Raw genomic sequence first — 25,429 nt, 5'->3', positions numbered from 1 at the left:
TTCGGCGATCCGCAGTGCGGATCGTGTGACAGAATTCACTCACACCCTGCGTCACCGACGCATCGACTCTGACTCCTGGCGAGTCCATCCCTTTGTACAAAGTCGTGCCTTGCGCATGCTCCGACCAGCTGGCTACTGGTGTGGAATTTTCTCTTGCTAAGTGTTTTCGCCAAGCATTTCCCATCGTCAGCTTGTAAAACGCGTCTGCGTCTGTGCCTCTTATGAGCGCACGCGGGACACCGTTCGAGCCTGGGACCATGTGGCGTCTCTCTCAAGGCCCCTCCTAGGCAGAACGGCCGTCGTTGGCTGATCCGTGAACCTGCGGCCGAACCTGTGGGTTCGCAAATGGGTTGTTGTGCAGCGTGAACATGCTGCACGGGGCGACTTTACGTCCCAAGCATGAGCAGTGCGCATTCGCGCGCCGCTCCCTGTAAGCCATGCCCCCGGAAGGGGCGTGGCTGCAGGTTTCTCGAACAAAGCTCGCTACCGGCATTTCCGGAGCGAGCTTTTTTTGTTTGTGAGAAACCTCGATTCGGGAGATGCCATGCAGGAACACGCCGAAATCTCCGCTGCGATCGCAGCAACGCTGATCCGCCGCCGGCCCGACTATGTCGAGATGCCCGTGGCGTGGCGAGATCTATGTGAGGCGGCACACGTCGCCAGTCTTCCGGAAGCCGCTCGCGCGGCGTTCCTTTCTCAAGTAACGACCCAGCGCGGGGCCGATGTAGCCCTGCGCCTTCGGGAGCAGGCTGCGTCGATCCGTGCGAACGTCATTCGATACCTCGACAGGAGAGCAGCATGCAAGCCCCTATCACCTACAACGACTTCGGCAGTGCCAGAAGCATCCTAGACGAGCGGCCCGCGCGGCCGCCGATCATCGGCAAGATCCGCCCTGGCATCAAGGTCCTGACACGCAAGGCCCGCGAAAACGCCAAGGCAGTTGCAATCCATGATGCGCTGCTCGCTCAGGGCAAGTCATTCGAGGCGATCGGGATCGAGATCGAACGGGTGACTTCGATCAAGAACCCCTTGGTCCCGAAGAACACGCCGTACTTCACGTGCCGTGGCTCGGATTTCTCCAACCCTGACGTCGCCGACGAGATCCTCAAGCTGTACGGCGAGGATAAAGGCGACGGGCGGCGGCTCTGGCGCTTTCCCGTCATCTTCGCGTTCGACGACTGGCTCCAGAACATGCCGAACCAGTTGGTCGCGTGGGGCGCGGCGGGTCGGAAGTACTTTTCCGAATACGGCTCCGATGGCGTTCGCTACTGCAAGACGTATGCGCCCGCGCAGAAGAGCGAGCGAGCCAGCCGCGCGAAGCGAAACTGGGGCGGGCGTCAGATCATCTTGCGGCAGGACAACGAGATCCAGGACGGCCGCTGCGATCCGCACGAGTGCCCGCAGTATCAGGCAGGTGCGTGCAGCCTTTCAGCGTCCTTCTTTTTTGCGGTCCTGAAGATCAAGGGCCTCGGCCTGATCGAGCTGCCCACGACCTCCATTTACGTGCTCCAGAAAGCCTACGCTGCCATGCAGACGGTCTCGCTCGCGCGCGGCCGTCTCGTCGGTGTGACGTTCTGGGTCTCGAAGATGGAAGTCGAGGTGAGCCGCATCGGCGAAGACGGCCAGCCCATGCGTCAAAAGCAGTGGTTGATCACGCTCGATGCCGATATCGATCTCGGCGCGTTGCTTGACGGCACCGACCGGCCCCAGATCTCGCACGTGGAGAAAGCGGACGAAGCTGTTGCCATGCTGGAAGCCACGGGTCCCGATCGAGCGGTCGAGACAACCATCGCTGACTCGCCCGCTGACCTGCACGACCGAGTCTCGGTGCACACCGACGTTGGGGCAGGCGAAGCCGACCACGTCGATGACCTCGAAAGTCAGTTCGATGATCTTCTCACGCGTGTTGGGTTGAATAACCCGGAAGGGCGCGAGCAGATGAAGCGCTTCGCCAACGCAAGCTTTGGCCACGGTTGGCCGAGGCGACCGAACGACATTCGCCGACTCCTCGACGACATGCGCGTTGCGCTGGCCAATCCGCTCGCTTTCCGCGAGCAGGTTGCCGCAGTCTCTCGCGAACTCGCTCATTGACCGCCGGCCACGTGCCGGAATTCGTGAAAGGAAGCCTTCGGGCTTCCTTTTTCTTTTCTCTCTCCGGCTCGCCCGGTATCCATGATGGAGGCTTTCATGAAGTTTCAGGAACGCGATCAGCTTCGCGTCGGACACTTCTCCGACTTGCATTACTCGCCCGGCAACCTGGTTGAAGCCGATCGTTGCTTTGGCTTTGCTGTCGACGACGCGATCGCTGCGGGCTGCGATGCCTATGTGATCTCGGGGGACTCGACGGACCACCGGCTCGATGCGCACTCGCCGGCGTTCTCCGGCCTGGCGCGTCGTGTGCACCGGCTGGCTTGCGCTGCGCCCGTGCTCATGCTGCAAGGCACCTTCAGCCACGAGCCGCCGGGCACGCTGGATGTGTTTCGCTTCGTTGGGGGAGAGGCCTGCCCTGTGTACGTGGCGGACCGCATCCACCAGGTCGCGCTAAGCCGGGGCGAGTTCATCGCCTCTCACGGTTCCGTGTTCACGATCGAAGAGCTCGAGGAGATCGCGGAAACCCATGGCGATCCCAAGGTGGTTTTCACCTGCGTGCCGACCGTGAACAAGGCGACACTTGCGGCCGCCGTAGGCGTGTCCAATGCAGCCACGGCTGTTGGTGATCATCTGGCGGCCTATCTCGCGGCGGCTGGGGCAATCAACCGGCTGCTACGTGAGCAGGGTATTCGTACCATTGGCGTGTCCCACGGCACGGTCAACGGCTGCCAGACAGAGCACGGTGTGCCGATGGCGGGGTTCGATCATGAGTTCACGATCGGCTCGCTGTTTGACGCCGATTGCGACGCGTTCATGCTTGGCCACATCCACCGCGCCCAGCAATGGGAGCGCGAGGGTAGGGTGGTGGCGTATCCCGGCTCCATCGGGCGCTTCCATTACGGTGAGATCGGAGCGAAGGGCTATCTGCGCTGGAATATCGAGCTGGGTCAAGTCACCGCCACGCAGATGGAGACGCCCGCGCGCGAGACAGTCTGCGTGGACTTCGACGGCCCGCCGGACATGGCTCGACTTGCCGAAGTTGCCGCCGGCGCTGCAGATAAGTTCGTTCGCATTCGCTGGTCGATCAACGAGGAGCACCGGCAGCTGGTCGACCGTGATGCCATTCAGGCCCTGTTCCGCAACAGCGCCGAGGTGAAAATCGAAGCGCGTATCTTGCCTGCGGTGCGTAGCCGCGCGGAAGGCATCAGCCGGGCCGCCAGTCTGCCTGAGAAGCTCGGGCGCTGGGGCGAGCTTGCCGGTGTCGATACTGGTCCGTTGGTCGATCGGCTGTCGCAGTTGCAGAACCTGGATGCACAGTCCATTGCCGACGGTGTGCTGGCCAACCTGGCCGATCTCGACATTCCACAACCGGTGCCGTCAGCAGCTGCGATGCAGTCGGCCCTGCCTGCCTCTGTTCCACCGGTCGCACCGGTGCAGAAGTCGGCTGCGTTGGATTGGCTGAACGATGACCTGTTCGCGGCCGAAGCCGCCTAACCCTAGAACGTGCGAAAGCCATGTTCCGACAGCCTTCGGGTTGTCGAAAATTGGTTTTACCCCGCGTCCCCGACGCATCGATCCGCAGTATCCATTTCTTTTCTTCTACCCTGACGGGTGCTTCCCGTCCGGGGTGCACTCTGTCGTTCTCAGGAGTGCATCATGATTCTGTATCACGCTGGCCCCGCGTGGGCTCGTACGTTTGAAGTCGAGATGCCCCAATCGGATCTCGCAAACCGCCTTTGTTCCGACCACGGCTTCTTGCGTGGCATGCTGTTTCAGCCGTTCGGCATGCACCGCGGTGCGGTGATCGCCACGCGCGAGCACATGCTGGTCATGGCGCTCGGCACTGACACGGGCGCGACCTGGTTCTCCGTGGCGCCCGCCAAAGAGATCCAGGATTTGCTTTGGTCGTTCTCGAACGGCTACGCCAGCCAGTGGAGTGCCCGGGAACTGAAGGCGCTCTCGGGCTGCGAAGACTGGCAGGCCCTGCAGTTGGCAGTCCGCGGGCAGTTTGTCGCGGCGGTCCGATCGGTTGAGCGGGCAATCGCCGGCAAGCCGGAGCACGATCCCGAGCCGATCAGCGAGATGCCGGACGACGATGTTTTCGAACTCCCGTCGGACTACCTGCAGGCCATGCCGATGGAGGATGCACCATGCGTCCACTGAAACTCACGCTCACAGGGTTCCGTGGCGTGCGGGACGGCATGCATCGCGACAGCGTCACCATCGATCTGACGGGCTTGCCCACGGGACTGATTGCCCTCGTCGGCCCTTGCGGCGCCGGCAAGACCACGATCATGGACAACGTGCAACCGTATGCGCTCATGCCGAGCCACGCGACCAAGATGACCCCGGACGGCTTCTCGTACTGGGACCATCTCTGTGCCCCGCGCGCGGAGAAGGATCTCGAATGGGAGCACGGTGGCAAGGTCTATCGGTCCGCATTCACTTTCCGCAATGCGGGCAAGAGCCGCAAGGCAGAGTACTACTTGTTCGAGATGGGTCGTGATGGCGCCTGGGAGCCTGCCGAACTGCCTGATGGTACGATCTCTGACGGCAAGGCGGAGACCTATGGCCGATGCGTGGAACCGATTCTTGGGTCTCCCGAAGTGTTCTTCACCAGCGTGTTCTCCGCACAGAACCGGCGGCCGCTTGCCAGCTATCAGGCGGGCGAGATCAAGAAGCTGCTCGCAGAGCTGCTCGGGATCGATCACCTGCGCGAGGTGTCCTCGAAGGCGAATGACGTGGCCAGGCTGTTGGGCCGCGCACTCGATGCCATGCAACGCGACGTGCTGATCCTCACCGGCAAGCGCGACGCGACGCAGGCGATGGCCAAGGAGATCGGTGAGATCGACGAGGCATTGACGGGCAAGCGCCGCGCGCGAACTGGGGCGCTTGAGGATGGAGCGAAGCTTCAACAAGAGCGTGCCACGCTCGCAGCGAAGCATGCCGCATCTGCTGCGACTGAGGCGCGGCTGCGCGAGCTGAAGCAACGTGAAGGCGAGCTGGTGGCGCAAGCTACCCGGTTGGTCGGTGATGAGAAGCTTGCGAAAGCCCGTGCCGATGCGCGCCTGAAGGAACTGGACAAGGCGACTGCTTCTGCGAACGCTACGCTCGATCAGTCGGCGGTGATTCTTGCCGCGGACGGGGAGCGTGATACCTTGCAGATGGCTATCGGCCAGAAGCAGGCGGCGTGGGAAGCCGGCCAGGTCGAGCTTGCAAAGCTGGAGGCCGTCCAGGTTCGCCGCGCCACACTCACGGCGGAGCTTCATGGCCTTGAGCAGCGTGGGTCGGTTGCCGCACAGCTCGCCAAGTCGTTGAAATCGCAGGCTGACGTGATCGAGACGGTTCCCTGTCACGACCATGCCATGCATGCGACGTGCCCGTTGCTTGCGCAAGCGCGCGACGCCCGGCTCAAACTCGGCGAGCAGACCGTGCAAGTGAGCGGCCTGCGGACTAGCTACCGGGAGAAGCAGGAGGCTCTCAAGGCAACGGACGCTACGGTTGTCGGTCTTCCGGCGGCCCGTGCAGCCCAAGCCACGCTGCAACAGAGCATTGCCCGTGATCAGCAGCAGATCCAACGGCTGACGGCCCTGGCCGCGAGGAAGCCATTGCTCGCGGCAGCGAACGACACCCTTGCCAATGCGAAGCGCGACATGGTGGCACTAGGCACCGAGGGTTCGGAGCGCCTAGCCCGCTATCAGCGCGATGTTGCGGACGTTGAGGTGCAGGTCACGGCGGTTCGCCGCGAGCTATCGGCGTTGGCGACAGAGGATGTCACTGGCATGCTTGCTGATCTCGACCGGCGCATCACTGCCGGCCGGGAGACTACTGTGGCGCTCGACGGTGCGATCGAAGCACTAATCCGCCGGCAGAGCACGTTGGCTGCGGACCGTGGTCGCATCGAGGCGGAGCTGGCCGGGCTGGCGGCATTGGAGGGTAGGGCTTCGGCCTTGTCCGACGAGATCGCGCAGTGGAAGCTGCTCGCCAAGGGCTTGGGCAACGATGGCGTGATCGCGTTGTCGATCGACGATGCTGGACCCGCGATCGCAAAGATCGTTAATGACCTGCTGCTTGCCTGCTACGGGCAGCGATTCACTATCGCGATCCAGACGCAGACCGAGCTGGCCAACGGGGAGAAGCGCGAAGGCTTTGAGATTCTCGTGTTCGATGCAGATAGCGGCACGGATAAGAACTTCGCGTTCATGTCCGGCGGTGAAAAGATCTGGGTCAACGAGTGTTTGACTCGCGGTATTGCGCTCTACCGGGCGCAGGATTCGGGGCAGTTGTTTCACACCGTGTTCACCGACGAGTCGGATGGTGCGCTTGACCCCGAGCGCAAACGGGCTTTCATGCGTATGAAGCGCGAAGTGCTCCGCCGCGGCGGGTATCAGCGTGAGTTCTTCATTTCGCACACCCCAGATTCAATCGACGAAGCCGATGCAGTAATTGACGTTGGAGCCCTGTCGGCCCGAGTGAGCCCTCCCGAACTGGCGTCTTGACTAACCCGATGGGGCATGCCCCATCGGGGCTGCTCCGTCTTCCTTCTTCGTGCCATGAAACTTCCTCTTATCCTGGTGCTCTTGCTACTCGTCCTGCTTGGAGCGGCGGAGCTTTACCCTTCGCCGAAACCGCAACCGAACAAGGTGCCTAAAGCGGCCCAGACGCGGCTGATCGTCGAATACCGCGCCAGCGCGCTGCCGAATACGGGCACGCTATAGCGCCCTCATCCTTAACCGTACGGCGCTCCCTAGGGAGCGCCGTTTTTCTTGCTATTCCGATGACCTGTCACCTAGTACAAACCGGCCCTGCACCGCGGTGCCGACGGCCTCTCCTCGCGGCGGTAACGTTGCCGGTTCTCGTGGCTGCGGCCGGGATGGATGACCTCGACGAAGCCCTGCGATTGCTCATGGGCGTTGCCGACATCGCTGCTGGCGACGTGGCCGGGGTTTTCTTCTCCGGCGAGCCGGATGGGCAGTGGCTTTCTTCGAGCCTAGCCAGCCGGATCGGCTGGCTCGTGCAGTGGCTCCTGGCTGAGGCTCGGGCGGCGAGCAGGTAACGTTCTCAAAGCCTGTCCGTCAGTGGCGTACGTCCTTTCGTTACTTCATCTCTTCAATTCCCCCGAGGGCGGTGTGGCCCACGGGGGCTGGCCGCCCATTCATTTTCAGGAAGCCAGCATGAGCCAGAACATTGAATTGTTTTCACAGGGCGCGTTCGAGCCTGTGGAGAAAAAGATCGCGCGCGCTGTAGGTGTCGTAGTTGATCTGTTCCGCGAGGGGCCCCGATGTTCCTCGCCTTCATCGGTGGCAACGAAAGCAGCGTCGTTGCGGCAAGCAGCCTTCACCTAATGCAGCTTTACGCCCATCTACAGTAGCGCCATCGTGCACAGCAGGAGCCAGGGCAACAGGGTAAGGGTCATCTCCTTTCCGCCCAAGGAATCAGGCAGTCCACTCGCACTGAACGAGCAGGTTAGGCCCGCCGGGAAGATCGCCATGTCGTTGATGTCTTGAGCGCGAGTCTTCTCAGCCGCAGTGTGGGTATAGGTCAGCAGCGTTGAGCTTCCAATGTGGAGGAAGTTCCAGCCGGTGCCGAGCAAGACCAGCGCCGTGGCGAAGAGCCGGAACCCGTGCCCGCCTTTGCATTGACAACAGCGCCGACTCGGCGGGCCAGCGGAGGCCTTCGCGCTAGAATCGTCTAAGAATCGTTGTAATTCGTCTAAACGAATTTATATTATCCGATTAATATGCAGAATGATTTTTTAATGCACGATCCGTGTCAAGCAGCTGAAAGTCAGGGCGTCTGCGAGAGCTAGGCATTGCGCCCTTTGAGCAAGAAGGACACCATGCCCGGAAATAGCAGGCACAACCGACATATCCCGAAGTCATGCGCCCATGCCGACGAGGCGGGAAAGGCCCAACGCGCCACTCGTTCTGGGACCTCCTGCGCCGCGGCCGGAGACGCAACATGACGCTGATCCTAGCTGCCGCGCTGGCGTTCGCGATTGCTGCCGTGACCGCTCCTGTGGGGGTGTCCGGCGCGGTGTTTCTGATGCCAGTGCAGCTCAGCGTGTTGCATACTCCGAGTCCGTCTGTCACGCCAACGAACCTGCTCTATAACCTGATGGCCCTTCCCGGCGGGCTGCTGCGCTACAAGCGGCGCGGCAAGATCCAGTGGTCCCTGACCCGCCTGCTGATCGTAGGCACGATCCCCGGCGCGATCGCGGGGGCCATCATCCGGGTCACCTGGCTGTCCGGGCCGCAGGCCTTCCTGCTGGTGGTCGCCGCCGTGCTGATTCCGCTGGGCGTCTGGCTGCTGTTCGGTAGAAGCACCCGTCAGCGCGACGGCACCGAGGTCCACGGCCACCACCGCACCCTGATCATCGCCCTGGCCTTGGCCGTGGGCGTCATCGGGGGAATCTACGGCATCGGCGGCGGATCGCTGTTGGCCCCGATCCTCGTCGGCATGGGCTTCGCCATCGGTCACGTCGCGTCCGCGGCGCTGGCTTCCACGTTCGTTACGTCGGTGGCTGGCCTGGTCACCTATGTCGTGCTCGGCTTGAAGTATGGGAGCGGCATTGCCCCGGACTGGGCGCTGGGCATCGCCCTGGGCATCGGTGGCTTCGCGGGCACCTACGCCGGCGCCGCCTTGCAGCCCTGGCTGCCGGAAAAGCTGCTGCGCCGCGTCCTCGGCGGAATCGGCATTCTTGTCGGCGCCCACTACGTCTGGCCTGTTCTCGCCTGATTCCGCAACCGGGCGCTGGACATCCCGGATGTCCAGATAACGATATGCGCACTCGATCTGCACGGCGAACTATTCTTGCAATCCAGATTCCATGAATCGGGTGAATGATCGCTAGTGAAGGAAGGTACATGGTACAGCTAGGACCAGGACAGGCCATCTACGAGAATCTAGCGGAGATCGCGCAGGCGATCGACCACGTTCATCGCATCGAGCTGCGGGAACTCCTCGCCCAGGGCGAGCACAGTGTCGAAGCCCTGGCCGAAGCCTGCAAGCTCACCTTCGGCAACACGTCGCGCCATCTCCAGATTTTGCAGTGGGCGCAACTGGTGACCGCCGAGCGCCAGGGTAAGCACATGCTTTACAGCCTTGCGGGACCGGAAGTGGTCGTCTGCCTGCTCAAGTCGCTGGGCTGCGTGGGCGAGCGCAACCGCGCTGAGGTGCGCCAGATCATGTCGGACTACTTCTCGGCGCGCGATGCGCTGGCGCCCGTGACCAGGGACGAACTGGTCGAGCGGCTGCGCGACGGACGGGTGACGCTGCTCGACGTCCGCCCGGAGCATGAATTCAGCCTGGGCCACCAGCCGGGCGCGTTGAACATCCCGCTGGAAGAACTGGAAACCCGGCTCGCCCGTCTGCCAAAGAGGTGGCAGATCGTCGCGTACTGCCGCGGGCCGTACTGCGTGCTGTTGTTCGAGGCGGTGGCCTTGCTGCGCGCGAAGGGGTATCGCGTGCGACGCCTGGAAGACGGCTTTCCGCAATGGCAGGCGGCAGGTCTGGAAGTGGAGACCGCCGAAGCCTGACAACGTCCCAAACCACACAGAACATCGTTCGCAACCATGAAGCCATCGACCTACACCGCCTCGCACTGGGGCATCTATGAAATACAACGCGACGCGCAGGGGGTGCCTTCCCTGGCGCCTTGGGCGCGGGACACCGACCCCTCGCCGATCGGCCTGCACGCGCTCGCGGCCAACAATGCGCCGCAGCGCATCCTGCGCCCGGCCATCCGAGCCGGCTGGCTGGATCGCCAGGGCGCCAGCCGCGAGGGGCGCGGCAAGGAGCCCTTCGTCGAGGTGCCTTGGGACGAGGCGCTGGACCTGCTTTCTGGCGAGCTGCGGCGCGTGATCGACACTCACGGCAATGCCGCCATCTACGGCGGCTCCTACGGCTGGGGCAGCGCCGGCCGCTTCCACGGCGCTGCGGCCCATCTTCATCGTTTTCTCAACGTGCAGGGCGGCTACGTGCGCAGCGTGGATTCGTACAGCCTCGGCGCGGGCAGCGTGGTGACGCCCCACGTCGTGGCATCCGTCGATGCCGTGCTGGCCGACAGCGACGACTGGGAGACGCTGGCGCAGCACACGCGGCTGCTGGTCTGCTTCGGCGGACTGCCGGCCAAGACGGCGCAAACCGACTTCGGCGGCGCGGGCCGCCACCGCCTGCGCGACGGACTGCGCCGCCTGGCCGCCAGCGGCGTGCGCATCGTCAACGTCGGACCGAGCCGCGAGGACATCGAGCCCGGCATCCCGGCCCAGTGGCTGCCGATCCGGCCCAACACCGACACGGCGCTGATGCTCGCGCTGGCCCACGGCGTGCTGGCCGAGGGCCGGCATGACCGCGCCTTTCTCGCGAGCCACAGCGTCGGCTGGGAGCGCTTCGAGGCCTATCTTCTGGGACACGCCGATGGCGTCGCCAAGGACGCCGCCTGGGCCGCCGGCATCACCGGGGCGCCGCGCGAGCAGATCGCGGAGTTGGCCGGCGCGCTGGGCCGCGAACGCACGCTGTTGACGGCGATGTGGTCCTTGCAGCGCGCCCACCATGGCGAGCAGCCGTTCTGGGCGCTGGTGGCCCTGGCCGCGGTGCTGGGGCAGATCGGCCTGCCCGGCGGCGGTTTCGCGTTCGGCTACGGCGCGGCGAACTCGGTCGGCCATCGCAGCGCGCGCTTTGCCGGCCCCACCTTCCCGCAGGGGCGCAATGCGGTGGATGCTTTCATTCCCGTGGCGCGCATTGCCGACATGCTGGCCCAGCCGGGCGGGAGTTTTGACTACAACGGCCGCACGCACCGCTATCCGGACATCCGGTTGGTCTACTGGGCCGGGGGCAACCCCTTCCACCACCACCAGGACCTGAACCGGCTTGCGGCGCTTTGGCGAGGGCCGGAGACCGTCGTCGCGCACGAGCAGTTCTGGAACGCGCACGCCAAGATGGCGGACATCGTGTTGCCGGCCACGACCTCTCTGGAACGTGACGACATCGGGTTCTCGGGGCGCGAGGCACACCTCGTGGCGATGCGGCAGGTGCTCGCTCCGGCGGGCGAGGCGCGCGACGACTTCGAGATTTTCCGGGGATTGGCGCAGCGGCTCGGCGTCTTGGCCGAGTACGCCGAGGGCCGCGATGCCGGCCAATGGCTGCGGGCGCTGTATGAGGAGGCGCTGCCGCGTGCCCATGCGGTCGGTGTGGAACTGCCCGCGTTCGACGTGTTCTGGGAGCAAGGGATCGTCGATTTCGAGGGGACGGCGCCACCCAGGAGCTTTCTGCAGCGTTTTCGTGAAGACCCTGCTGCGCATCCGCTGAAGACCCCTTCCGGGAAGATCGAGATCTGGTCCGAGGCCATTGCCTCGTTCGGCTACGACGACTGCCCTGGCCACCCGAGCTGGTTGGAGCCGGCCGAATGGCTCGGCGCCACCGATGCGCAGCAGTTGCACCTGGTGTCGGACCAGCCGGCGACGAAGTTGCACAGCCAGCTCGACCATTCGGCGCTCAGCCGGGGGGCGCGCGTCGACGAGCGTGAACCGCTGACGATCCACCCGGAGGATGCGCGTGAGCGGGGCATCCAGGACGGCCAGGCCGTGCGTGTCTGGAACACCCGGGGCGCGTGTGTGGCGGCGGCCCGACTGAGCGATGGTGTGCTGCGCGGGGTCGTCAGGCTTGCCACCGGCGCCTGGTTCGATCCGTCCGCGGAGGTGCCCGGACTCGACAAGCACGGCAATCCCAATGCGGTGACAAGTGACCTGCCGGCTTCGCGCTTGTCGCAGGGCTGCGCAGCGCAGACCTGTCTGGTGCAAGTCGAGCCATGGAGCGGGCCGCTTCCGGCTGTCTCTGCGTTCGAGTTGCCGCGCTTCGTCGCGCGCGGTGGCTAAGAACTCATTTCAAAATGAAGATTCGTCCCGCTGGAGGGTACGCCAGCAAATGAGGCAGCAGGCCAGCTTGAGTAAGCCTTCATGAATGTCCGCACGACGCTCGAAGCGGGTGCGCAGACGCCGGAATGCGTGCAACCAAGCGTTGAGTTCGCTCTACCACCCAGCGAACCTTACCCAGGCCGCTGCCGTGAGGTTCGCCGCGCCGGGCGATGGAGGTGGGGATGCCGGCAGCGTGAAGCGGCCTTCGATATTTGTCGTGGTCGTACGCGCGATCAGCGTAGATGCGCCCAGGCTTGCGCAAAGGCCGGCCTCGGCATCCTCGGATAGCCGGAATCGCTTCGATCAGAGGCAGAAGTTGGGTGATGTCGTTACGGTTTGCGCCGGTCAGGATGACCGCGATCGGCGTGCCGTTCGCATCGGTGGCGACGCGGTGCTTGGAACCTGGTCGCGCGCGATCGGTGGGGTTCGGTCCTGTTTTTGGCCCGCCTCAATCGCTCGAACTGAAGAGGAATCGATGACGACACGTGAGAAATCGATGCGGTCGACCGCGCGTAGCTTCGCCAGCAGGACTTCGTGCAACCGATCCCATACGCCGGCGCTTTGCCAATCGCGTAGCCGACGCCAGCAACTGACCCCGGAGCCGCAACCTATCTCGGCGGGTAGTTCGTTCCACCGAATGCCGCTCCTCAACACAAACAGGATGCCGGTCAGTGCTCCCCGATTTGACGCCGGCATGCGACCCGGATATCGGAATCGTCGCCGCTTGGCCGCGGGAAGAAGCGGTTCGATCAGTGCCCACAGTTCATCGTCAATGATTGGCTTGCCCATCCCCTCTGTCCTGTTGTCACAACGGATGAGGTTAACAGGATCGCCCTGAAGTACCCAGCAGCTCTTTTTGAAACAGGTTCTTAGGCGGTGTTGCTAGCGCCTGCGGGCGGAAGTGGACTCGAACTCGACCGGCCCCTGCACGCGGCCGCGAGCCCATCGCGGGCAATCATCGGCGCCGGCGAAGTGGAGGGATCGAGCATGTGTGTGCTGCTCTGGTGTGTGTGATTGCCGAGAGGTGAGGGCCAAAGTGATTCGCCTGCATGGCACCTCAGCTCGAGCCAGACACATTCAACGCTTATTCTGTTGGCAATGTGGCGGCAATTCGATCGGCCGTGCGGGTGCTGGCCAGCCCGAGCAGTTCGCTTACCTCGACGCGATCGCGCCCTGCAAGCAACTGCCGGCGACAGAAGGTATTGCGGAGGATTCGCGGACTCATGTCGTCTGCCTCAAAGTCGATGGCCACCAGTGCCGAACGGACGATCCGGCCTAGACCCATGTCCGCAATTGGCTTGCCGAGGTTCGTGAGCGAAAAAAGTAGGTCACTGGCAATTGGCAGCGTAGCCCGGCGGGCCGACCAGGCTGTAAGGACGGGCAGGGCAAACGGGGGGACCTGAACCGTCCTTGCGTCTCGCGCTCCATGGCCACGGACGTGCAAGTACGGCGGGCTTGCCGCGGTCTGGAGGTCCACTTGGGTGGCGCTGCGGCCCTCGGCCGCTGTGATGCCGGTGCCAAGAAACAATCCAACGATTGCTCGTGCCCGCAGATGGGCAAGATCGTCGTTAGGAGAGGGCTGTATCCAAGCCTGGAGGGATTCGTCTGCTTCCTGAGGCAAGTAGATGGGGGAGGGGTCTTCATCAGGCCATTGCGCCTGCCGTACGAGCTCCTCCGCCGGATTGCCGTCACGCACAGCAATGGATACTAGATGTCGACACAGCCGGTCCAGCAGTTTCAGATAGCGCATCCGTGTCGCAGCGCTGTATGTGGCTCCGGCCTTCGTTTGCCAGAGGGAGTGGATATGGTCGGCGCCGAAACTGGCCACGGTCACGCCGCAGTCGTGCAGATGTCGCTGAAAGTGCTCAAACATCGCTCGATGCTGAACCACGGACCGGGCCGAGAAGGGACGGCGGTCAGCACCAACGGCTTCGTGCGTTTGCCATTCACCGAACGCAGCGGTCGGTGCGGTGAGCCAAAGAGACCGTTCAGTCATCGGGATGCGCGGGAAACCCCGTCCTTCAGGACGGGGATGGATAGCGCGGCGTGCGCAGCACGCCCTTCTCCCGCTTCTCCTTTGTAGAGGCTATCTTTGGATCGAAAATGGTAGCCATATCCATCGGCTCGCTGCACCAGCGAGCAATGGCGATGGCTGATACCCTGTACGACACCGTTCGGCGTTTGGATGTTGAATGAACCTGATGCCCGTACTGCAACGCGGCCCGCATAGGTGCCGGCCTTCTTTCCGCTTGGCACGACAGCGTGCACCCGGTCGCCCGTCTGGAATCCCTTAACCTGCTTCCGGCGCATCAAGTAACCGCGCGGGAACCCCGAGGCAGTCAGCCGCGTGCGCTGATAGCTGCCACGCCCCGTCGCTTTCACTTCAAGAGTGGGTCGCTGCCAGCCGGTGATAGCGTTGACGTCGCCGACGCACGCCGCATCCAGTGCATGGGTCTTTGGAATGGTGTGCGCGGCCCGGTTGAACTTGGTTCGGCCTCCCGAGGCGAGTTCAAGTGGCAGGCCCGTGGCCCGCAAAGCGTTCGCCAATGCCCAGCGCGTCGCGTTGATGGCAGCGGCGTCCTTCAGCGGACGAGCTGCGGTTGTGAGGATGCGCGCGAGACGCGTCGGGTCCTTGACGAACTCTCGGACGTCGCGTGAGCCCTTCTTCTGGTTACAGCATTCGCAAGCCAACCCGAGATTGCCGACGCGGTTTGTCCCGCCCCTTGCCCTCGATGTCAAGTGCTCGACTTGAAGGGGGACGCCCTCGGCATCGCAGTAGATGCAGGCGCGGCCCCACCTTTCGAGCAGGTATTCGCGCACCTCGTAACCGGCGAGCGTACCCTGTTGGTACTCGACGCCAGAAATTTCCGGATTTTCCATTGCCTGCATGTCAAAGCGCACCAGCTCAGACGAGACGCCATTGACGGGAGCCCAACGGCGGATGCGCTGGACCCATGCCATCGTCGTGTCCACGCGATGCTGGAGCGATGGCGCGAGCCAGCCTGCCGGGCGCGTACGATTCAGGAAGCGCGGCGCCCGATAGCGCAGGTTCGCGCCGCGGCGACGCCGGCGCATGGAACGGCGAGCCGTCAGCCGTTCGCTGATCTGGCCGCCACGATGCACGAGTTCGAACAGGCTCAACACTGCCGCACCACGTTGGATCTCCCCGGATACGGAGCAAGCCAGCTCCGTATCGCGCACTAGCGCCCCCCCGGTCATCTTGCTGCCTGGGTCCAACTTGATACGCAGGGGCTGAAACTCGCAGTCATCGACCGTGCGGTCAACCAGACGGATAACGGCCGGCACAACGCGATGCACGCGCGCCCGGCGACGCTCAAGCAGTAATCGAGCGCGCTTCTCGGTGCATGGCATGAGCGGCTTGCCATGCTTGTCCAGAACAAAAACCGACATGATCGGCTCCTATGTATGTGCCCTTACGGGCCTTGTAACGCCTTCCTCACGGAAGGTCTCCCCTCGGGCAAGTTGTGCAGCAGCTTGGGATGACTCCCGGCGATAGCCCGTTTCGTGCCTGCCCGTGGCTTGTCTGCTGCCATCGCTTCCAGAGCGCCGAACTGAGGAAGCATTCGGCGGTGGGTCTGCGCACTTCTGCACAACGTAGCGGCCTGGTTACCGCTTGCCCTGGTCAATCTCGGGCTCTCGGGATTGCTCCCTCAAGCCCCTCCCTTCAGGGAGGGGTTATTGACTGGCACGTACCTCATCAAATAGAGTTATATACTGAATTTATCATCCCACATACCCATGCGCCGCTTCGCGGCGAAATAGCGACAGATAACTCGAGGTCAAGCGGGCTAGAGGTGGCGAAGACAGACCCAACGGCCGACAACTGTGATTCCACCACCCCGCGTCGGCTCCTCAACATCGGCTTCGGCTGTCAGGCCGCGGGGACCAGCGAAGATTCGGCGGATGGTTGCCGATTTATCCGGGACTCCGCGCAGATGCGAGTAGCTGAGCCGAACTCGGTCGCCAACAACGAACCTCCCGGCCCGCCGGTAGCAGGGTGTACCGTTGGGCAGCACCCCGATCCGCTCCGATGGCTCGAGGGCGATATACCTCAGGAACTTGCCGAGCTGGGAGCGTTGCTCGCCGATGCCGCCGCGGGTTTCAATGAGGCCCGCGGGCTGTTGCGCGCAGTTGCGGTTGGTGACTGCCGCTCGCATCACGCGGCGATATTGCTCGCCGCCCGCCAGGAAGACTTCCCCAAAGCGGGCCGGCCAGGTCGCGCCGGCCATCACGACGTGGAGGTCCTCCAGCAAGCGCGACCATGCGTCATTCTGAGGTCATAGGGTGCAATGTGGGCGTCCGCGTCGATAAAGCCATGCAGCGCAGACAAGATAATGACGTGCAACTGCGAGTCCGGGCGGCGGTGGGCCCGGAAAGTCTCGTACATCACGCCGCGATACAACTCGATCGCGGGAGCGGCCTGATCGAGCTTTGTCGCGGAACAAGCCAGCAACAGCAACGGGGGAGGGGAGGCCGGCACGTCCGGCTCGAGGAGGGGTAGTCGTCCTTTTCGTGCAAAATCTGGCGGCTTCGTTCGATTTGTCCTTTTAGATCAACAGTTTGGAGATTCATGAATTTCGTGAGCGCTCTCCTTTTTGTGCAAAACCTGGCGGTTTTTCTGGTCGACCCCGAGTCGTGTATCAATAGGACTTGCTGGCCTTCAAGGAGTGCGGTCAGCTTGGGCAGCCGGTTAGCCTTGTGCTGCGGTTTAGGTCGTAAATGCCTGCCCGAACTGCCGCGCGCGCTTGACGTCGTCGGTGTGCAAGTAGATCGACGTGGTTGAGATTGACGCGTGGCGCAGGTTATCGCGCACCGCGCTCAGCTCGACGCCCTTGGCGAGTGCATGGGTGGCGTGGGTGTGTCGCATCCAGTGGGGAGTCGCACGGCGGAGTTTTTCGGCCAGGTCCGGATGGTCGTCCCCAATGACGTGGACTGCGAGCCTGAAGAACCGGCGCATGATTTCCCATAGGCGCAGCGCTGTGATGCCGCCATCTGCGCCGTCCAGGCTACCGATCACAGGCGTGGCCGGCTCCCAGCGTGCACGGCTGACAAGAAGTCCGCGCGCCTGCAGGTAGCGATCCAGCGCGACACGCGCCAGCGGTGTCAGGGTGACCCTTCCCGGCTTGCCGCCCTTGCCCACCACATGCAGCCAGTGGTCCCCGGCGGCATCGATTTCAATGTTGCCCAACGTGGCGCTAGTCAACTCGCTGATCCGCAGGCCGGTCGCGTAGCCGAAATCCAGCAGGAAGCGCAGCCGCTGTGCCGCCAAAGGCTGCCAGCCGTAAGACCATTCAAGTCCGTTGGCGATAGCACGGGTCAGCAGCAACTCCCCTTCCGTGAAGGCGTGGGTGGTCTCCTCCGCCATGGCGCGTTGACTGCCGCGCACCTTAATGCCCGCAAAGGGATTTGCGACGACATAGCGCTGCTCGATCAGCCAGCGGAACATGGCGTTGAGGACAGCGAGCGCATGGGCGACTGAGCGTGGCGACAGGTTATCGACGAACGGCCGCCAGTCCGGGGATGTGCGCGAGCGCGGTGGACCAACCCATCGCTCGCGTGGCGTCGGTTTGCGCAGGAATGTCCGATAATCCGTGGCATCCTTGGTCGTGAGCGATGACAACGCCTTGCCACGCGCGGCAATGGCCCACAGGATCAGGCGCTCAGCTTCCTTGCGGTAAGCACGCAGGGTGGCCGGCGATTCGTGTAGCGCGAGCCAGGCCTGGATAGCCTCATAGTCGTTTTCCACGCCCAGAATGCAGCTCGACGCGAGTGCCCGAAAAGCCCCGGCCGAGCCGTCGACATCGTGAGGCAACCGCAACTGTTCCCAGGGCGTCACAATCGACGTTCGCTCCGCGGCGATCAGGGCGCGAGCGCGTTCAGTCAGCGCCGGGTGCGCGGCAAAGAAGGCTTCGATTTTGCGGGCGCTGGCAGGCCCAAGTCCCGGAATGGCCGTCCACCACTGTCGCCGGCGCGGGATCCGCACGGTGAGATCGGACAAGGTCTCGATTCCCGTGGCGTGTAAGGCATCGACTGCACGTGCCGGCAGCCAGCGCGCGATTTCGTCGCTAATCTGTGGCGTGGGGAGCTGCAGCATGCGCAGTTGCTCGAGCGCCTGCGTAGCTGCCTTCGCATGCCGTTGACGTTGATCGGCCGGGCATTCGAACACGCTCGCCAAGTCCAGACGATGGCGTTGGCGAGCGTACTGGACGAGCTGCCGACGGATTTGCCCGATGAGCCCGCGTGCGGACCTACCGGGCTCAAGGCACTCGGCAAGGAAATGCGCGACCGCCTGGCGAGAACTCGCGCCTTCGTACCAGGCGCGCAGCGCGGCCAGCGCAGCGGTCTCGGGGAAGCCATCTGGGCTGGGCAGGTGTCGGGGCATTTCAGTGAGAGCGTGTTTTGTACCAACTTGATAGCACAAGGATAATAACTCTTATCTCTATAGATCTATGGGACCACGAGGAATCGGGTGCGGCGGGCCCGCTATCCCGGGCGCAAACCGCTGGACGATTGGGCCATGCAGGGCTTCCCAGGCGGCTGTGTGCCAAAACGATGCACGAGCGAGCTGATCGCCAAGATTTTTGCAACAACGCTGGTGGCTCAATGGGGCGAAATGTCTAAGTCAACATTTGTGATTGCAGCGAAGGCATCGAGCGGTCGGGAAACCTCGACGACCGGAGATAAACTAGAGCGCCACAGATTCCAGCGAATCTCTGATCGTCAAGGCGTCTCGGCGGGCGCCCTCCGATCGATAGATGGAGTATGAAATGCCAATATCTTCCTGGACCAGGCTAGCCGCGTCGCTCGTGACCGTAGCGTTCTCTGTCACTGCGGCTGAGACCACGCAGTCTGACCAGCATCCCGAATCTTCAGTCGTCAAAGAAGACAAGCCTACCCAGAAGTACGAGGGGCGGAAGCGGGAGCGGCGAAAGGAGCGGGAGGAAGCAAGATCTCACGATGAGCGAGAGCGGCCGGCCGGTGCATCAGAACCAAAGGCTAAATGACTGTCGCCTACCGGCCGCTTGGTGTCGCGGTGCCGCTGTGGCGCAACCCGTTACGGCGGACCAAGTCCGTTGTTGAGGTTGCTGGACGGAACCTCCTTTGAAGACGGGAAACGCTCAATTGCCAGCGCACAATCCTGGATATTGACGTAGACGCGATCGCCGGGAACGATCTGGAGCGAGTCTGGCACCGGAACTATCGCATACCGCGGTGGGGTAGCCCCCGCGTGGGGATGTTTGCGTGCGGTCTGTCGGAAGTCAACCTGAATCTCCGCGAACCGGTGGTCGCGATTGCCGCCGTCTGGCATGTTCCGGCGGCAGTCGATGCCGGCGAACGCCAACTCTGCAGCCGATCCAACCTTTAGAACTTCGCCGATGCGCCAGCCTTGTCCGAACGCGTACCTCTCGTCAAAGAAGGAACATCCGCTAGCGAGTGCAAACCACGCCAGCAATACTGGCTGCAAAATTCTCCATAGCTGATGCTCTCGTAGCATAGCGCGCGGCAGCACCCGCTTATCAGCCGTTTGCCACATCCTTGCCTGCCTCTTTCCACCAATCGCCGCCTAGCGCTTGGATCAGCGCCACCGTATCCGCGTAGCGGTTCGCGCGCGCCTGCACCAGCGTGATTGACGCCTGCCGGTACGTCTGTTCGGCCAGCAGTACGGCTGGGTAGCCGATCTGTCCGGCCTTCCACTGCTGCTGCGCGATGTCAAAGCTTCGGTACGCGGCGCGCTCGGCATCGTATGCCATCCGCAGGCCTCTGGCATCGGCTTCGATCGCATGCAGCGAGTCCGCCACGTTCTGGTACGCCGTCAGTACGGTGCTGCGGTACTGAGCGGAGGCCTGCTTGTAGGCCTGCTCCGCGGCGCGCTGCTGATGCAGCAGCATGCCGCCCTTGAAGATCGGCTGCATCAGGCCCGCCGAAATCCCCCAGAAACCAGTGCCGGACGTAAAGAGATCGCTCAGCGATTGCGACGAACTGCCCAAGCTCGCGGTCAGCGTGATGTTGGGCAGGCGGGCCGCTGTGGCCACGCCGATCTGCGCGCTGGCCACATGCATCTGTGCCTCGGCCGCGCGAATGTCAGGGCGTTGGCCGACCAGCCGCGACGGCAGGCTCAGCGGCAGCGTCCCGGGCAGCGTGAGCGATTCGAACTCGAACTGCTGGGGAACGGCATCGCTCGGTAGTCGCCCTGTCAGCACCGCCAGCAGGTTGCGTTGCTGGGCGAGCTGCTTCTCAAGCGGCGGCAATGTAGCTTCGGCCTGGGCCAGCGTGGCCTCCTGCGCGGCCACTTCGGCGGCACCAACCTGGCCCGTGCGCTGTTGCTTGCGCACCGCCTCGAGCTGACGAGTGGACAGCGCGATGACGTCGTGCGTGGCGCGGATCTGGGAACGCAGCGACGCTTCCTGGATCGCCGCGTTCACGACATTCGACGTCAGCGTCAGATACGCCGCCTGCCACTGGAACCGCGCAACATCGGCCTGCGCCACGCCTGCCTCTACCTGCCTGCGCGTACCGCCAAACACATCGGGCACGTACGAGACACTGAGCTGCGCGGTGTGCAGCGTGAAGAGATCACTGTTATCGGAGAGTGGACTCGCAACGATCGTCGCGATCTTCTGGCGCGACGGCGTGTACTCCGCGTCGACGCTGGGGAAGAACGCGCCGCGCTGCGCCGCCAGGTTCTCGCGCGTCACGCGCAGCGCTGCCTCCATGGCCTGCAGATCCGGATTGGCTTGCAGCGCGGCTTCCACCAGCGAGTTCAGCTCGCTGGAGCCAAACATCGTCCACCATTGCGCCGGAACCTCCTGCCCCGGAGCGAACTGCTGCGCCTGCCCGCCGTCGGTGGCCGCCGACGCGGTCTCGGCCGGCATGGCGGTTGAGGTATAGCGGCCGGTGTCCGGCGCGAGTGGCCTCTGGAAGTCCGGGCCGACCGCGCACCCGGCGGTGCCGAACGCCAGTAGAGCAGCCAGGTAAACTGAAGTGATTCTTGCCATTACAGTTTCCCTTTACTGGCAGGGACATATCCGACGGGTTCTTCTGCCCGCGCCCGCTGCGCTGCGCGCGCTTCGATCAAGTAGTACAGCGCCGGCAACAGCACCAGTGTCAGCACAGTCGCCGTGATCAGTCCGCCCACCACCACCGTGGCCAGCGGGCGTTGCACATCGCTGCCGAGGCCGTGCGCAAGCGCGGCCGGAATCAGGCCGAGTGCCGCCACGGTTGCCGTCATCAGCACCGGCCGCATCCGTTCACCCGCGCCGCGGATGACGGCATCTTTCAGGCTCAACCCGGGCATATCGCGCCAGCGGTTCAGGTTGGCGATCATGATGATCGCGTTCAGTACCGCCACGCCGAATAGCGCGATAAAGCCCACGGCCGACGACACGTTGAGCGTCATGCCGCGCAGATGCAGCGCAACCAGACCGCCGAGCGTCGCCAGCGGCACCGCCATCAGGATTAGCGCGGGCTGGCGCAGGTTCTTGAATTCGCCGAACAGCAGCACAAACATCAGGGTCAGCACCATCGGCAGAATCACGGCAAGTCGTGCCTGCGCGCGCTGCTGATTTTCGAACTGACCGCCCCAGGCCACTCGGATATGGGTGCGGTCATACGGAACCTGCGTGTCGATGCGCTCCCTGGCGTCATCAAGGAACGAGGCGAGATCCCGTCCGCGCAAATTCAGACGCACGGTCAGGTGGCGCTTACTCATTTCGCGCGTGATGGTGGTTTCGCCTTCGGCAAGGCGGATGTGTGCCACCTGCGCCAGCGCCACGTGTGCGCCGCTTGCGGCAGTCAACGTCAAGTTGCCGATCGCTTCCGGATTGTTGCGCGCGCTGGTAACGAAGCGCGCCACCACGTCATAGCTGCGGTCCTCCACAAACACTTGCGTCACCGGGCTCCCGCCGATACCGCTCTGGATCAGTGCCATCACGTCGGCGATATTGATGCCGAGCCGCGCCGCGGCAGCCCGATCGACGTCGATGCGAACCTGCGGCAACGGCGGTTCCTGGTCGATGATCACGTCCTGTGCGCCTGGTACCTCCTTCAATACGCGGGTAATCGCGTCAGCAACCTGCCGGGTCTCGACGAAGTCATTGCCGTACACCTTCACGACGAGGTCGCTGTGCGCGCCGGCGAGCTTGTCCAGCACGCCGTCGATCATTGGCTGCGAGAAGCCGACCTGCGTGCCAGGCAATTCTTGGAGTCGTCGCGCCATGGCCTCGATGAGTTGCTGCTTGTCGCGGCCGGTGGTCCATGTGCTGTAGGGATGCAAGGTCACGGCCGTCTCGATGTGTGAGGGCGTGAATGGGTCCGTGCCCTCGTCGTTGCGGCCGACCTGTGTAACCACATGATCTACCTCGGCAAACTCCATGGTCGCTGCACGCAGGTTGTTCGCCATCTGGCCGGCCTTGTCGAGCGAGATTCCCGGCGGCAGCGTCACCTGCAGCCAGATTGAGCCTTCATCGAGATACGGCAGGAAATCGCGACCGATGGTCGCGCCCAAGACCATTACGCCTACCAGCGTGGCCGCGGCAATGCCAAGCGCCATCCGCGAACGCCCTACCAGGCGGTCAAGCACGGCCTCGTAGCGGGGTGCGAGCCAGGCCAGCACGGGGTTGTGAAAGACCTTGCGCGGCTTGCGATAGGCCCAGTAGGCCAATCCCGGTATCAGGAGCAGCGCCACCAGCAGTGCGCCGAACAGCGCAAAGCCTACGGCGAACGCCATCGGCGAGAACAGCTTGTACTCGATACGCTGGAAGGCGAACAGTGGCAGGTAAGCCGTGATGATCACGACCATGCCGAAGAAGATCGGACGTGCCACCTGCAACACCGAATGCATAATGTCACGGCCGTGCAGCTCGCTCTCCGCGTCTTCCTCGCGTCGGCGCAGGATGTTCTCCATCACCACGATCGCGCCGTCCACAATGATGCCGAAGTCGATCGCGCCAAGCGAGAGCAGATTGGCCGGAATTTTGAAGTGGTGCATCAAGATGAACGCCATCAGCAGCGACAGGGGAATTGTCACGGCCACGATGATCGCCGCACGCGGGCTGCCCAGGAACAGCAGCAGCACCAGCGACACCAGCAACATGCCTTCCAGCAGCGTCTTGCCCACCGTGTGCACCGTGGCATCGACGAGATTGCTGCGGTCGATATACGCCACCACCTTGACGTCCTTCGGCAGGATGTTCTCGTTCAGGTCGCGCACGGCCTCATGAACGCCTTCCATCACGACCGATGGATTTTCGTTCTTGAGCAGCAGCGTGATGCCCTGGATCGTGTCCGGGTTTTTGTCCATGCCCAGGATGCCGTGCCGTTCCGGATTGCCCAGCACAACGCGGCCGAGATCCTTGACCAGCACAGGCACCCCGTTCTTCTGCGTGACGACGATGTTGCCGAGGTCGTCCAGATTGCGGATCAGACCCACGCCGCGGACCACCATGCCCTGTTCGCCACGGTTGAGGATGCTCCCGCCGGCATTGGCGTTGTTCTGCGAGATCGCCTGCGTGATCTGGTTCAGCGAGATGTTGTACTTCGACAGCATCACCGGATCGAACTCGAGCATGAACTGCGTGGTCAGGCCGCCGAAGTTGGCTACATCCACCACGCCTGCTACCTGCTTCAGCCGGGGAATGACCTTCCAGAACTGGAGTTCCGACAGCTCGCGCAGATCGCGCGTCTTCGAGACCAGCGTATAGCGGTAGATCTCACCGATCGGTGAAGTCAGCGGATCGAGCGACGGCTGTGCGCCGTAGGGCAGCGACACGCCGCTGATGCGCTCCTGCAAGCGCTGGCGCGACCAGTAGTCTTCCGCGCCGTCCTTGAACACCACTGTGATCAGGGACAGGCCGAAGGTGCTCTTGGAGCGCATCACGTGCATGCCGGGCACGCCCATGATCTCGCGTTCGAGCGGGATCGTGATCTGCTGCTCCACCTCCTCGGCGGCCAGGCCGTTGACCTGCGTGACCACCTGCGACGTGGTATCGGCAATGTCCGGATACGCTTCCAGTGGCAGTTGCTTCCACGCATACAAGCCGTACAGCGCGACCATCGCGAACACCAGCACGACGATACCGCGCCGGTTGAAACAGAGGGTGACAAGACGCTCAATCATTCAGCAGCACCCCTTCCTTCACCACCACGCGATCACCCGCGGCCAGGCCAGACTTCACCTCCATGCGGCCGCCGACCTGCGCGCCAAGCTTGATCACGCGCGGCTCGAACTGCCATGGCGCCACTTCGACAAACGCGCGCGTGTAGAACCCGCTCTGGACGATGGCCGACATCGGCACCACGATGCCTTCGTGCGACTGCGCCAGGAACGTGGCCTGCGCGAACATGCCGGGCTTGAGCCTGGCGTCAGGGTTGTCGAACACCATGCGCACCTTGGTCGTGCGGGTATCGGCGTCGAGGATATCGCCTACGTAGCGCACCTTGCCTGGCTGCAGCTCGCCGTAGGCATCGAACCTGACAGTGGCCGACTGGCCGACGTACACGTGGCCAAGGTCCTTTTCCTGCGCATTCGCCGTCACGAAGACATGGGAAAGATCCGCCACGGTCATCAGTGATGCGGTGGCATCGTTCCAGTAACCGCCGGTGGCGGCGTTCAGTTCGACGACGCGGCCACTGATCGGCGAACGCACGGTCAGGATATGGCCGCCACCGGACACCTGCGCCGTGGCACCACCCTTGGCGCCGAGCTGGGCCAGGCGCGCGTTGGCCCGCTCGGATTCGCTCGCAGCCTGATCGTAGTCGCTCTGGGCCTGTTCAAAATCGCGCTTCGCGGCGATCTCCGATTTGTCGAGTTCGCGCTGGCGGTCCAGATTGCGCCGCGCCATCGTCAGCGCGGCGCGCGCCTTGGCGGCGTCGCTGTTCGCCTGCGCCAGGTCGGCCGAATCGATCGAAAACAGCACGTCACCGGCCTTCACCGAGTCGCCAAGCTGCTTGTTCAACGTGACGATACGTCCCGCCAGCGGCGGCAGTACCTTGACCAGCTTGGCCGGGTCCGCCTCGACGATGGCCGGCAGGTCGAATGGCGCTGCCACAGTTTCGCGGGTGACGGCAGCCACCACTAGAGTGCGGCGCAGCGGCGAGTCGGCGGGCACGACCAGGCGCTCACCTTCATGGCGCACGGCAACGGGAGGTTCAGCGCGCTTCTGTTCTTCCTTGACGCGTTGCGCCCAGATGCCTGCACCACCGAGACCCAGTACGATCAGTGCGGCAAGCCAGTAGGCAGCGCGCCCGGGAAGGGCTGGCCTGTTTTTCATTATTTACTCCGAAGCCGATGTGTAGAAAGATATGAAACCAACACATGCGGGAATTTTCCGCCATGGTACGCATGCCACTGGCGAGGTATCCTGAATTCTTCTTCAGGGAGAGCGGCACGCCCTTGCGGCCAACAG

The 25,429-nt window shown here is 63.5% G+C and carries 18 protein-coding genes and 1 pseudogene; 10 read left to right on the top strand and 9 right to left on the bottom strand.

Annotated elements, in window-relative coordinates; all coding sequences use genetic code 11:
* Positions 1-544 precede the first annotated feature (544 nt).
* From KF708C_RS37125 to KF708C_RS27810, 10 genes are all read left to right on the top strand, one after another.
* On the top strand, positions 545-850 hold the full coding sequence (locus tag KF708C_RS37125; RefSeq protein WP_082079998.1) for a DUF7696 family protein: 306 nt from the start codon (positions 545-547) through the stop codon (positions 848-850).
* On the top strand, positions 799-2,091 hold the full coding sequence (locus tag KF708C_RS27850; RefSeq protein WP_059414402.1) for a recombination directionality factor: 1,293 nt from the start codon (positions 799-801) through the stop codon (positions 2,089-2,091). Before KF708C_RS37125 ends, KF708C_RS27850 begins: the two co-directional genes overlap by 52 nt.
* A gap of 96 nt (positions 2,092-2,187) precedes the next feature.
* On the top strand, positions 2,188-3,585 hold the full coding sequence (locus tag KF708C_RS27845) for a metallophosphoesterase family protein (protein ID WP_059414630.1): 1,398 nt from the start codon (positions 2,188-2,190) through the stop codon (positions 3,583-3,585).
* A gap of 162 nt (positions 3,586-3,747) precedes the next feature.
* Complete coding sequence (locus KF708C_RS27840) at positions 3,748-4,254, top strand: hypothetical protein (protein WP_059414399.1); 507 nt, start codon at positions 3,748-3,750, stop codon at positions 4,252-4,254.
* Positions 4,242-6,590, top strand: coding sequence for an AAA family ATPase (locus KF708C_RS27835; protein WP_059414397.1), 2,349 nt, complete (start codon positions 4,242-4,244; stop codon positions 6,588-6,590). The genes KF708C_RS27840 and KF708C_RS27835 overlap by 13 nt, the downstream gene beginning before the upstream one ends.
* 374 nt (positions 6,591-6,964) lie before the next feature.
* A complete protein-coding gene (locus KF708C_RS27830; protein ID WP_156173994.1) occupies positions 6,965-7,147 on the top strand; it encodes a hypothetical protein in 183 nt (60 codons plus the stop codon).
* Between the two features lie 118 nt (positions 7,148-7,265).
* Positions 7,266-7,436 (top strand): hypothetical protein, encoded by a 171-nt coding sequence (locus tag KF708C_RS36090; RefSeq protein ID WP_156173993.1) that lies wholly within the window; start codon positions 7,266-7,268, stop codon positions 7,434-7,436.
* A 616-nt stretch (positions 7,437-8,052) separates the two neighbouring features.
* The gene (locus tag KF708C_RS27820; RefSeq protein WP_059414391.1) at positions 8,053-8,829 is read left to right on the top strand and encodes a sulfite exporter TauE/SafE family protein; all 777 of its coding nucleotides are present in this window, start codon (positions 8,053-8,055) and stop codon (positions 8,827-8,829) included.
* Positions 8,830-8,957: 128 nt separating this feature from the next.
* The gene (locus KF708C_RS27815) at positions 8,958-9,629 is read left to right on the top strand and encodes an ArsR/SmtB family transcription factor (RefSeq protein ID WP_059414628.1); all 672 of its coding nucleotides are present in this window, start codon (positions 8,958-8,960) and stop codon (positions 9,627-9,629) included.
* A 36-nt stretch (positions 9,630-9,665) separates the two neighbouring features.
* Positions 9,666-11,966, top strand: a complete 2,301-nt coding sequence (locus KF708C_RS27810) for a molybdopterin-dependent oxidoreductase (RefSeq protein ID WP_059414390.1) — start codon at positions 9,666-9,668, stop codon at positions 11,964-11,966.
* A gap of 9 nt (positions 11,967-11,975) precedes the next feature.
* Here the strand turns inward: KF708C_RS27810 and KF708C_RS35045 are convergent.
* The 9 genes and pseudogenes from KF708C_RS35045 to zneB all read right to left on the bottom strand — a co-directional run bounded on the left by KF708C_RS35045 (position 11,976) and on the right by zneB (position 25,294).
* Positions 11,976-12,794, bottom strand: a pseudogene (locus KF708C_RS35045) (IS5 family transposase).
* A gap of 295 nt (positions 12,795-13,089) precedes the next feature.
* Positions 13,090-13,878, bottom strand: coding sequence for a tyrosine-type recombinase/integrase (locus KF708C_RS27805; RefSeq protein WP_231586612.1), 789 nt, complete (start codon positions 13,876-13,878; stop codon positions 13,090-13,092).
* Between the two features lie 119 nt (positions 13,879-13,997).
* Positions 13,998-15,416: an RNA-guided endonuclease IscB gene (gene iscB, locus KF708C_RS35040; RefSeq protein ID WP_082079995.1), complete on the bottom strand. Its 1,419-nt coding sequence runs from the start codon at positions 15,414-15,416 to the stop codon at positions 13,998-14,000.
* Between the two features lie 398 nt (positions 15,417-15,814).
* Positions 15,815-16,279 carry a hypothetical protein gene (locus tag KF708C_RS27800; protein ID WP_059414386.1) on the bottom strand — a complete coding sequence of 155 codons (465 nt, stop codon included), beginning with the start codon at positions 16,277-16,279 and terminating at the stop codon, positions 15,815-15,817.
* Positions 16,255-16,506, bottom strand: a complete 252-nt coding sequence (yaaA, locus tag KF708C_RS37095; protein WP_370552864.1) for a peroxide stress protein YaaA — start codon at positions 16,504-16,506, stop codon at positions 16,255-16,257. The genes KF708C_RS27800 and yaaA overlap by 25 nt, the downstream gene beginning before the upstream one ends.
* 228 nt (positions 16,507-16,734) lie before the next feature.
* Entirely contained in the window at positions 16,735-18,408 is a 1,674-nt protein-coding gene (locus tag KF708C_RS27790) for a site-specific integrase (RefSeq protein WP_059414381.1), read from the bottom strand.
* 1,135 nt (positions 18,409-19,543) lie between these two features.
* A complete protein-coding gene (locus tag KF708C_RS27785) occupies positions 19,544-21,022 on the bottom strand; it encodes an efflux transporter outer membrane subunit (RefSeq protein ID WP_059414379.1) in 1,479 nt (492 codons plus the stop codon).
* Positions 21,022-24,141, bottom strand: a complete 3,120-nt coding sequence (locus tag KF708C_RS27780) for an efflux RND transporter permease subunit (protein WP_059414377.1) — start codon at positions 24,139-24,141, stop codon at positions 21,022-21,024. Before KF708C_RS27780 ends, KF708C_RS27785 begins: the two co-directional genes overlap by 1 nt.
* Positions 24,134-25,294 (bottom strand): zinc efflux RND transporter periplasmic adaptor subunit ZneB, encoded by a 1,161-nt coding sequence (zneB, locus tag KF708C_RS27775; protein WP_059414375.1) that lies wholly within the window; start codon positions 25,292-25,294, stop codon positions 24,134-24,136. The genes KF708C_RS27780 and zneB overlap by 8 nt, the downstream gene beginning before the upstream one ends.
* Between the last annotated feature and the right edge of the window lie 135 nt (positions 25,295-25,429).

Origin of the sequence: Cupriavidus basilensis (assembly GCF_000876015.1) — a bacterium.
Classification (GTDB): Bacteria; Pseudomonadota; Gammaproteobacteria; order Burkholderiales; family Burkholderiaceae; genus Cupriavidus; species Cupriavidus basilensis_B.
The sequence above is the reverse complement of the archived record's forward strand: the minus strand, read 5'-3'. Positions and strand labels throughout refer to the sequence as shown.

Excerpts from the sequence above, each read along its gene's own strand:
- KF708C_RS27815 (WP_059414628.1), top strand. The coding sequence starts at position 8,958 with ATGGTACAGCTAGGACCAGGACAGGCCATCTACGAGAATCTAGCGGAG.
- KF708C_RS27810 (WP_059414390.1), top strand. The coding sequence starts at position 9,666 with ATGAAGCCATCGACCTACACCGCCTCGCACTGGGGCATCTATGAAATA.
- KF708C_RS27835 (WP_059414397.1), top strand. The coding sequence starts at position 4,242 with ATGCGTCCACTGAAACTCACGCTCACAGGGTTCCGTGGCGTGCGGGAC.
- zneB (WP_059414375.1), bottom strand. The coding sequence starts at position 25,294 with ATGAAAAACAGGCCAGCCCTTCCCGGGCGCGCTGCCTACTGGCTTGCC.
- iscB (WP_082079995.1), bottom strand. The coding sequence starts at position 15,416 with ATGTCGGTTTTTGTTCTGGACAAGCATGGCAAGCCGCTCATGCCATGC.
- KF708C_RS36090 (WP_156173993.1), top strand. The coding sequence starts at position 7,266 with ATGAGCCAGAACATTGAATTGTTTTCACAGGGCGCGTTCGAGCCTGTG.
- KF708C_RS37125 (WP_082079998.1), top strand. The coding sequence starts at position 545 with ATGCAGGAACACGCCGAAATCTCCGCTGCGATCGCAGCAACGCTGATC.
- KF708C_RS27840 (WP_059414399.1), top strand. The coding sequence starts at position 3,748 with ATGATTCTGTATCACGCTGGCCCCGCGTGGGCTCGTACGTTTGAAGTC.
- KF708C_RS27845 (WP_059414630.1), top strand. The coding sequence starts at position 2,188 with ATGAAGTTTCAGGAACGCGATCAGCTTCGCGTCGGACACTTCTCCGAC.
- KF708C_RS27785 (WP_059414379.1), bottom strand. The coding sequence starts at position 21,022 with ATGGCAAGAATCACTTCAGTTTACCTGGCTGCTCTACTGGCGTTCGGC.
- KF708C_RS27830 (WP_156173994.1), top strand. The coding sequence starts at position 6,965 with ATGGATGACCTCGACGAAGCCCTGCGATTGCTCATGGGCGTTGCCGAC.
- KF708C_RS27850 (WP_059414402.1), top strand. The coding sequence starts at position 799 with ATGCAAGCCCCTATCACCTACAACGACTTCGGCAGTGCCAGAAGCATC.
- KF708C_RS27790 (WP_059414381.1), bottom strand. The coding sequence starts at position 18,408 with ATGCCCCGACACCTGCCCAGCCCAGATGGCTTCCCCGAGACCGCTGCG.
- KF708C_RS27820 (WP_059414391.1), top strand. The coding sequence starts at position 8,053 with ATGACGCTGATCCTAGCTGCCGCGCTGGCGTTCGCGATTGCTGCCGTG.
- KF708C_RS27780 (WP_059414377.1), bottom strand. The coding sequence starts at position 24,141 with ATGATTGAGCGTCTTGTCACCCTCTGTTTCAACCGGCGCGGTATCGTC.
- KF708C_RS27805 (WP_231586612.1), bottom strand. The coding sequence starts at position 13,878 with ATGTTTGAGCACTTTCAGCGACATCTGCACGACTGCGGCGTGACCGTG.